Below are 8,729 nucleotides of genomic sequence, written 5' to 3'. Positions count from 1 at the left end.
GTTCGGGCGACCGTGGCGCCTGCGACGGCGGAGGCGAACGCCACTCCCGCCGTCGCAGGCGCCACGGTCGCCCGAACGGACGCCGCCGGAGCAGCGGCCGCCGCCGCCTGCACAGGCACCGCCGCTCCGTCGTGGGCGGGGCCCCCGACCTGTGCCGCCGCCGGGGCGCCGTTTCGATTGTGCGTCGGCGCGGCGAAGAAGATCACCGCGAGGAAGCCGATTATCAGCGCGATGGCCGGCAGGTAGATGCTGGTGCCCATCGCCTGTGCGAACGGCAGCAGGATGTTGTGCGGCGCGGGGCCCGAACTCGTCTCCATCGCCTCGATGTTCACCGGATGCCCATGCGATACCGCGCCCAGCTTGCTCGCCAACTGGCGCTGCATGAGCACGCCGACCGCGGCCGAACCGAGCACCGCGCCCACCTGGCGGGTCATGTTGTACACGCCGGCGCCGGCGCCGGCGAGGCTCATCGGCAGGTTGCGGGTGGCGGTGGCCGACAGCGGCGCCCAGATGAACGCGTTGCCGATGCCCATGAGCGCCAGCGGCGCCACGATCTCGATCACGCGGGCCGTGGGGTCGGCCACGGCGCCGAGCCAGAAGAACGACGCAGCCGTGGCCGCGAAGCCGAAGCCGGCCAGATAGCGCGGGTGCAGCCGGTCCGTCAGCCGGCCGGATAGCGGGGCGAGGGCGCCGGAGAGCACAGCCAGTGGGATCATCAGCAACGCGGAGCGCATCGGCGACAGGCCCATCGACACCTGTGCGAACAGCATCAGCGGGATGGACATGCCCGTGATCGCGAAGCCCATCGTGGTGATACCGAGGTTGGCGAGCGTGAAGTTGCGGTCCTTGAACAGCGACAGGCTCATGAGTGGCTCCGGGGTGTGCGACTCCCACCACCCGAAGATCACCAGCAGCGCGATACCGACGCCGATCAACAACCAGATGCTGATCGGACCGGAGATGGTGCCCCAGTGGTATCGCTGCCCCTCCTGCAGGCCGAACGTGATCAGGAACAGGCCCGCCGCGCTGAGCAGGATGCCGAGGTAGTCGATCTTGTGCTTCTTCGTGGGCAACGTCGGGACCAGCCACACCGCGAGCACGAATGCCACGACGCCGATCGGGACGTTGACGAAGAACACCCACTTCCAGCCGAAGTTGTCGACCAGGAAGCCACCGGCGAGCGGACCCACCAGGATGGCGACGCCGGCGACCGAGCCCCAGAGGGCCATCGCGGTGCCGCGTTTGTGGGCCGGGAAGATGCGGGTGATCACGGCCATCGTCTGCGGCGTCATCAGCGCGGCGCCGACACCCTGCACCACGCGGGCGGTGATCAGCAGGGCTGCGCTCCCCGACAGACCGCACCAGGCGGATGACAGGGTGAAGATCACGAGGCCGATCAGGTAGATCCACTTGGGCCCGAACATGTCGCCGAGCCGGCCGCTGAACAGTAGCGGCACGACGTACGCGAGCAGGTAGCCACTGGTCACCCAGACGACGCTGTTCAAATCGGTGTGCAGGTCGACCATGATGGAGTGGGTGGCCACCGACACGATCGTCGTGTCGACCAGGATCATGAAGAACCCGATGACCATGGCCCACAGTGCAGGCCACGGGTGGTATCCGGCCGAGCCGGGCTCCGCGTGTCGGCTGGTCTGCGCGCCCGGCGCAGCCGCTCCCGCCGACGGTGGCGTGGGTGGCGGCCCGGACGCGACGTGTGACGTCACGGCGTCGTTGGTGCTCATGAAGGATCCTCTCCCTCTCCGGTGGTGCGGGCCAGCGCGGGCCACGCGATGGTGTCGCCTTCGATGTCGTCGAGAAGTGCCGAGACCCATGCGATCTCGGCCTCGCGCATCACGGCCAGGTATTCGATGTCGAGGAGGAACACACGCGGCTTGTCGGGCAACGCCGCGATCGTGTCGCGAAGTACGGTGACGTCGCGCTCGAGTACTGAGCGCCGATTGCGCAGGTGGCTCGCCACCTCATCGGCCGGCAGGTCGTGCGCCTTGGACACCGCGACAGGGAACGCCGGATACTCCCGCGCAGGGTTGGCGAGCATGTCCCCCACCCTGCTTCGCAGTGCGTAGCGTCCCGGCCGCGTGATCCGGTAGGTGGTCCGCTCAGGCCGGTTCCCGTCCCGCTCGGTGCCCACCGCCTCCACCAGTTCGTCTTCGGCCAGCCGGTTCACCGCGTGGTACAGCGAACCGGGCCGCACCTTGACGATCACGTCCTCGCGCCGCGCCATCAACGTCTGGAACATCTCGTACGGGTGCATGTCTCGTTCCGTGAGGAGGGACAGCGCCGCGATCCCGAGCGGTGTCAGCTTGATATCGCCGAGCATCTGCACCACACCCTCCTCTCCGATCGACGTGCACACTGTACCGCGCGGAATACTCCGCACGGAATAGTCCGCTGGGTACCAAAACCCGTATGGGCGATTCCGGATCGATTCTCGCCTTCTCAGCCACTCGTCGACCGCACTCTGCCACAGCCCTCCGACAAGTAGGCCGTGCGCGCTGGGGACCGCCGATCACAGCGGCGCGAGCGAGGTGACCAGCCAGGCGCGGGCGCCCTTCGCCTCCTTGCCGCACGACGCCGGGCGGGGCGGCAGCGGCTCCGAGGCGACCCCGACCACCCACGACCGTCCGTCGGCGTGAGCCACGATCGCCCGATCCCCGTCGACGGTCACGGTGAGCGCGTCGACCGGCGCCGGACCCAGCAGTTCCCGCATCGCGACCTCGGCGACCTGCCCGACCGGCGGCGTCGACGAGCGCCCGCGCAGTCCGGCGGGGAGCACGACCCCGGCCCGCGCGCCGTCGAAGACGTCCTTGGCCGATTGCCCCGTGACGCGCCCGTACGTATAGCCGGTCGGCAGCACGATGAGCACCGGGGCGAACCGGTGGCCGCCGGTGTGCGAACACTCCCACACCACCGGGTCCGGGTAGCAGCCGGCGAGCGCCGCGGCGATCGGCCGGCCCCGGACCGCGCAGCAGACGTCGCGCCGCCCGTGCGCGCACACCAGTGCGATCGGGCCGGCCTCCTCCCCGGAAGCGGGGTCGAGCTCCGCGATCGCGGCGTAGTCGGTCACGGTGAATCGCCGCAGGCTCGTGCCGCCGGGCACCGACGAGGCGATGAACACCGTCCGCGCGCGGCGATGGTCGACCCGGCCGGGACGCCGGATGAGCAGTACCCGCAGGCGGTGACGCTTCGCGAAGCGGGAGATCGCGGCTGCGACGTCGGGCGCGAACACGTCGCTGCGCAGCACGTCGTGCGCCCACCCGCCGGAGCTCTCGATGCACAGCCACCCGTCCTCGGTGGCGGCGGTGCCGGGGAGCGGCTCGTCGACGAACAGGGAGCAGCGGGGTGCGGCGGTCTCGTCGGACAGGACCTGGGCGGACATGCGCCACACGGTAATGCAGGGTCGACCGCGGGAACCGTCGCGGCCCGGTGACGGCGGTGACCCACTGCGGCTACTCTGACCCCCGATGACCGCGCGCCCGTCCCTTCCCGCCGCCGCAGCACGGCTGACCACCGTGACCGCGCTGCTCGCGGCGCTCGCCGCGCCCGGCATCGCGCAGGCGGAGCCGACCCCGGCGCCGATTCCCCCCGAGGCGACACTCACGACCACCCCCGCCCGCGGCGCAGACCGCACGTCCCCGCACTACCCCGGCGTGACCACCAAGAACACCGACGGCTGCCCGCACCGCGAGGTGCCGCCCCCGCCCGTGGACACCTCGGAGGTGCCCGAGCCGGGCCAGACCGCTCCGAGTCCGCTGCCCGTGCCCTCCCCGCCCGTCGGTGGCGAGCGACTCGGCGCGTGCGGCCTGATACTGCCTGCCGGTGCCCCGCCCGCCCCGGCCGGCATCGACTCGTCCGGCTGGCTGATCGCCGACATCACGACGGGCAGGGTGCTGGCGGCGAAGGACCCGCACGGACGGTACCGGCCGGCCAGCACGATCAAGCTGCTGCTGGCCCAGGTGGCGCTGCGGGACCTGCACCTCGACACCGTCGTCACCGGTACGCCCGAGGACGCCGCACAGGAGGGCGACGCCGTCGGGATCGGCCCGGGTGGCCACTACACGGTCAGGGACCTGCTCCTGGGACTGCTGCTGCTGTCCGGGAACGACTGCGCGCACGCGCTGGCGATGCAGCTGGGCGGGGTCGCCGTCACCGTCGACAAGATGAACGCGCTGGCCGATTCGCTGGGTGCGCACGACACGCGGGTCGCGTCGCCGTCCGGCCTCGACGCGCCCGGCATGAGCACGAGCCCCTACGACGAGGTCCTCATCCTTCGTGCTGCGCTCGCCGACAAGACCTTCCGGCAGCTCGATGAGACCAAGGAGGCGTTCTTCCCCGGCTACCCCGCACGTCGCGACGTACCGGGCGACAAGCCGCACCCCGGCTACACGATGCTCAACGAGGACCGGCTGCTGTTCGACATCCCCGGCGGCATCGGCGGCAAGACCGGCTACACCGACGACGCCGAGAAGACGTACGTGGGCGCGGTGCAGCGCAGCGGCCAGACCTACGTGATATCGCAGATGTTCGGCCTGGCCTACCAAGGCAACTCCTACTGGGACCAGTACCGGCGGCTGCTCGCGTACGGGGAGTCGCTCCCGCCGGGCGCGTCGGTGGGCGAGCTCCCGGGCGACCAGCCGGCGGTCGCCTCGGACGCTGACGGAGGCGCCCAGGCTGCCGGGTTCGCCGCGCCGGCCAGGGCCACCGCCCACGCGGCACGGCACCCGTTGACCAAACTGCTGCTCGCGGTGGGCGGACTGCTGCTGGTGGCGGCGGTGGTGGGCGCGACGCTGCGGACCAGCCGCCGACGGTGACTGCGCGAGGCAGCCGGGCCTGCTCAGCGACGGCGCCGCAGCAGCAGTGCTGCCGACACACCCGCCGCGAACGCGGCGATCCCGGTGAGCACCGAGCCGGCGCGCTCCTCCCGCACGACGGGCGAGATCACCACCGGGTCGGGCGCCCTGGGGATCACGAACTGCTGGTTGCGCGGGTCCGTGGCCGCCCACGCGGTCGCGAACAGGACGATCCGCGACGTGAAGTAGACGAACAGCATGATCCCGAGGATCGGGCCGAAGGTCGCGCCCGCCGGCCCGCGCAGCGTCTTGCCGATGACGAGCGTGGCGACCTGGGTGAAGATCACGAACACGACGGCGGTCATCAGCCCGGCGCGGATCGCGTGATGCCACGGGAAGGGCACGCGTGGCATCCGCGCGATGACGTAGGTGAACAGCACCCACGCGCCGAACACGGTCACCACCAGCGTGACGACGGTGACCACCAGGTGCAGTCCCGGCGCGTGCCCGAGGCCGGCGTCCTCGAAGAGCTCGCGGGTCAGCGGGCTGGATCCGACTGCGGTGATGCCGGCGAAGACCAGCATCGCGAGCCCCAGGCCGAACAGGGCGACGAGATCGGCGAGCTTGCTCCGCACGATGTTCTGCTTCGGGGTATCACTGTCCCACATCTTGGTCAGCGCGGCGCGCACGTTCGCGACCCACCCGAGGCCCGCCCACACGCCGCCGACCAGGCCGACGATGCCGACGGTGCCGCGCGCGCCGACCGCCTGCCGGATCAGCTTGGTGACGGTCTCGCTGAAGTCCTTCGACACCGACGTCTCGATGTGGTGCTCGATCTGGTTCAGCATGTCGGGGTGGCTGGCGAGCACGAAGCCCATCACCGAGAAGGCCAGCATCGCGAGCGGGAACAGGGCGAACACGCTGAAATACGTGATGCCGGCGCCGAAGTAGTCGCCGTTGTTGGTCTGGTAGCGGCTGCCCGCCTTCATCACGTGGTCGAACCACGGCCATCTGGCCCGGTATCGGTCGAGGCGGCCCGGGGCCTTGTCGCTCTCGATCTCGGATAGCGTCTGTGCCACCGTCGTGCCCTCCGCTGCGTCGTCTCCGACGGAACGTTACTGGAACACACCGGATCCGCTCGCTCGAATCCCCCGGCCGGTCAGGCCCGCAGGAAGCCGGTGCGCTCGTAGACGTCGGCGAGCGTGCCCGACGCCACCTCTCGAGCCCGATCACGGCCGGCGGCGAGGATCTTGTCGAGCTCGGCGCGGTCGTCGAGATACCTCTGTACGCGCTCGCGCAGCGGCGCCACGAACTCGACCAGCACGTCGGCCACCCCGGCCTTGAGGTCGCCATAACCCTGGCCCGCGTACTTCGCCTCCAAGCCGGCGATCGTCGCCCCCGACAGCGCGGACTCGATCGTGAGCAGGTTGGACACGCCCGGCTTGGCCTCGCGGTCGAAGCGGATCTCCCGCTCGGTGTCCGTGACGGCCGAGCGGATCCGCTTAGCGCTGACCTTCGGGTCGTCGAGCAGGTTGATCAGCCCCGCGTCCGACTCCGCCGACTTGCTCATCTTGGCGGTGGGGTTCTGCAGGTCGTAGATCTTGGCCGTACCGGTCACGATGTGCGCCTCCGGCACCACGAACGTCTTCTTGTAGCGGGTGTTGAACCGCTGCGCGAGCGTGCGGGTGAGCTCGAGATGCTGCCGCTGGTCCTCACCCACCGGCACCAGCTGCGCGCGGTAGAGCAGGATGTCGGCGGCCATCAGCACGGGGTAGTCGAACAGGCCGACGGTGGCGTTGTCTGCGCCCTGCTTCTGCGACTTGTCCTTGAACTGCGTCATCCGGCCGGCCTCGCCGAAGCCGGTGATGCAGTTGAGCACCCAGGTCAGCTCCGCATGCTCGGGCACCTGCGACTGCACGAAGATCGTCGCCCTGGCCGGGTCCACGCCGAGGGCCAGCAGCTGGGCCGCGGCGACCAGCGTCCGTTGCCGCAGCTGCTTCGGCTCCTGTGGCACCGTGATCGCGTGCAGGTCGGGGATGAAGTAGAACGCCTCGAACTCGTCCTGCAACGCGACCCACTGCCGCACCGCACCCAGGTAGTTGCCCAGGTGGAACGAGTCCGACGTGGGCTGGATGCCGGACAGGACGCGCTGCCGGCGGGCGGCCGGGGCAGGCGGAGCGACGGGGGCATCGGACTGCTGCTGCGGTTCGGTCACAGTGGTGCAGTCTATCGAGGCGGTGCGACCGAATATTCGACGGTGACGGGTGCATGGTCCGACCAGCGCAGCGCGTAGGCATCCGCCCGCTCCACGCGCGCACCGACCGCCCGCTTCGCGAGCGAGTTGTTCGCGATCTGCAGATCGATCCGCCAGCCCGAGTCGTTGTCGAACGCCTTGCCGCGCCAACTCCACCACGAATACGGACCCGGCGCGTCGGGGTGCAGCTCGCGGACGACGTCCTTGAACGCCCGCCCCGTGCCGATGTGCTGCGACATCCACTCGCGCTCCTCGGGCAGGAAGCCCGAGTTCTTCACGTTGCCCTTCCAGTTCTTGATGTCCAGCTCGGTGTGGCCGATGTTCCAGTCTCCGCACACCACGACATCCCGACGTTTGCGACCGAGCCCCGCGAGGTACTCGCCGAACTCCGCGCGGAACGCGTCCTTCTCGTCCTGCTTCTCCGTGCCGACATCACCCGACGGCAGGTACAGCGACGCCACCGTCAGCCGGCCGAGGTCCACCTCGAGGTAGCGCCCGCCCGCGTCGAAGGTGTCGCTGCCGAAGCCGACGCGCACGGCGTCGGGCTCCAGGCGAGACAGCACCGCGACGCCGTTGCGCCCCTTGGTCACCGACGGTGCGAACGCGAGATGCCAGCCGGCGGCGAGCGCAGGCGCGAGCGCCTTCGCGACCTGGTCCTCGTCGGCGCGGACCTCCTGCAGCGCGATCACGTCGGCGGAGGTCTGCTCCAGCCACGGCAGCATCCCGAGGTTCTGCTCGGAGCGCTGCTTCACGGCGGCGCGGATGCCGTTGACGTTGATCGTGGTGACGGTGATGGACGTGCCGGTGATTCCCACGCCAGCACCGTATCGGAGAGCTCCGACAGGACCGGGCGAAGCGAGGGACGAGCGGAGCCCGCGGGCTGCGCCGGCCGACCCGTCAACCCGCGACGGTCAGCGCCAGCCCGGCATCGCCCCACGTCTTTCGCACGGCTGCGGGGTCCCCGCCGCTCGCGTGCAGCAGCACCGCGAGCCGCGCACCGTCGCCGGTGGCGTCGGCGAGGACGGAGGCGAGGGTCGCCAGCTCGGCGGGCTGGTCGGCGAGGACCTGCTCGGCCTCGGCCACTGCGAGGACGACGGTGCCGGACGCCCGGATCCAGTCGAGGTCGCCGAGGCAGTCGGCGAGCGCGTCCCAGTTGCCGCCGAAGTGCAGCGGGAACTGCAGGGCGGCCGCGAGTTCGTCGAGCAGCGCGGCCTTGGTGCGCATGCGACTACCGCGCACCACCCGCACCGTCGGCGCCGGGCGGTACCGGAGCGCGTCGAGCCCGGGGGCGGCACTGAGGACCGCACCGGCCGGCTCGGCCAGGAAGGCGCTGAGCGTGTTACTCATCGGATCCTCACGAAGGTCTTGTAGTGATCCAGCGTGTACCAGGCGCTGCCGTCGCTGCCGGTGATGATGCGCTCGGCGTCCCGGGTGTGGCCGCGCTGCTTGACGTTGACGTCCCACTCCGTGTAACTGATCCGCCGCCCGTTCACGGCGGCGGGCAGACGGCCCTCCCGGTTGGCGAACGTCGTCCCGCCGTGGGTGCCCGAACCGGCGGGCGGCCACTTCCCCGCGTCGATCAACGCAAGCGTGGCGACGACGCGCTGCGGCACGCCCGCGGCGATCGTCGACGCGCCCGCCGCCCTCGCCCGGGGGCCGGGCTTGGG

At 70.7% G+C, this 8,729-nt stretch carries 9 protein-coding genes; 1 reads left to right on the top strand and 8 read right to left on the bottom strand.

What is annotated here, in order from left to right; all coding sequences use genetic code 11:
* The 3 genes from ABD908_RS25300 to ABD908_RS25290 all read right to left on the bottom strand — a co-directional run.
* Positions 1-1,592 (bottom strand): DHA2 family efflux MFS transporter permease subunit (locus ABD908_RS25300; RefSeq protein WP_345001295.1); only part of this gene is annotated, 1,592 nt, incomplete at its 3' end.
* A 146-nt stretch (positions 1,593-1,738) separates the two neighbouring features.
* The gene (locus ABD908_RS25295; protein WP_345001293.1) at positions 1,739-2,338 is read right to left on the bottom strand and encodes a PadR family transcriptional regulator; all 600 of its coding nucleotides are present in this window, start codon (positions 2,336-2,338) and stop codon (positions 1,739-1,741) included.
* Between the two features lie 189 nt (positions 2,339-2,527).
* Entirely contained in the window at positions 2,528-3,397 is an 870-nt protein-coding gene (locus ABD908_RS25290) for a ferredoxin family protein (RefSeq protein ID WP_345001289.1), read from the bottom strand.
* Between the two features lie 85 nt (positions 3,398-3,482).
* Here ABD908_RS25290 and ABD908_RS25285 point away from each other — a divergent pair, with 85 nt between their 5' ends.
* Positions 3,483-4,829, top strand: a complete 1,347-nt coding sequence (locus ABD908_RS25285; RefSeq protein WP_345001287.1) for a D-alanyl-D-alanine carboxypeptidase family protein — start codon at positions 3,483-3,485, stop codon at positions 4,827-4,829.
* 23 nt (positions 4,830-4,852) lie between these two features.
* Here ABD908_RS25285 and ABD908_RS25280 read toward each other — a convergent pair whose 3' ends face one another.
* From ABD908_RS25280 to ABD908_RS25260, 5 genes are all read right to left on the bottom strand, one after another.
* Positions 4,853-5,887, bottom strand: a complete 1,035-nt coding sequence (locus ABD908_RS25280) for a YhjD/YihY/BrkB family envelope integrity protein (protein ID WP_345001285.1) — start codon at positions 5,885-5,887, stop codon at positions 4,853-4,855.
* An 80-nt stretch (positions 5,888-5,967) separates the two neighbouring features.
* Positions 5,968-7,023 carry a tryptophan--tRNA ligase gene (trpS, locus tag ABD908_RS25275; protein ID WP_345001283.1) on the bottom strand — a complete coding sequence of 352 codons (1,056 nt, stop codon included), beginning with the start codon at positions 7,021-7,023 and terminating at the stop codon, positions 5,968-5,970.
* A gap of 11 nt (positions 7,024-7,034) precedes the next feature.
* Entirely contained in the window at positions 7,035-7,871 is an 837-nt protein-coding gene (locus ABD908_RS25270) for an exodeoxyribonuclease III (RefSeq protein WP_345001291.1), read from the bottom strand.
* A gap of 88 nt (positions 7,872-7,959) precedes the next feature.
* Complete coding sequence (locus ABD908_RS25265) at positions 7,960-8,409, bottom strand: barstar family protein (protein ID WP_345001281.1); 450 nt, start codon at positions 8,407-8,409, stop codon at positions 7,960-7,962.
* On the bottom strand, positions 8,406-8,729 hold a 324-nt coding region (locus ABD908_RS25260), incomplete at its 5' end, for a guanyl-specific ribonuclease (RefSeq protein WP_345001279.1). The genes ABD908_RS25265 and ABD908_RS25260, both read right to left, overlap by 4 nt.

It is taken from the genome of Tsukamurella soli (assembly GCF_039541155.1).
GTDB classification, from domain to species: Bacteria; Actinomycetota; Actinomycetes; order Mycobacteriales; family Mycobacteriaceae; genus Tsukamurella; species Tsukamurella soli.
This window is presented reverse-complemented; position numbering and strand designations above follow the sequence as displayed.

Excerpts from the sequence above, each read along its gene's own strand:
- ABD908_RS25295 (WP_345001293.1), bottom strand. The coding sequence starts at position 2,338 with ATGCTCGGCGATATCAAGCTGACACCGCTCGGGATCGCGGCGCTGTCC.
- ABD908_RS25290 (WP_345001289.1), bottom strand. The coding sequence starts at position 3,397 with ATGTCCGCCCAGGTCCTGTCCGACGAGACCGCCGCACCCCGCTGCTCC.
- ABD908_RS25285 (WP_345001287.1), top strand. The coding sequence starts at position 3,483 with ATGACCGCGCGCCCGTCCCTTCCCGCCGCCGCAGCACGGCTGACCACC.
- ABD908_RS25265 (WP_345001281.1), bottom strand. The coding sequence starts at position 8,409 with ATGAGTAACACGCTCAGCGCCTTCCTGGCCGAGCCGGCCGGTGCGGTC.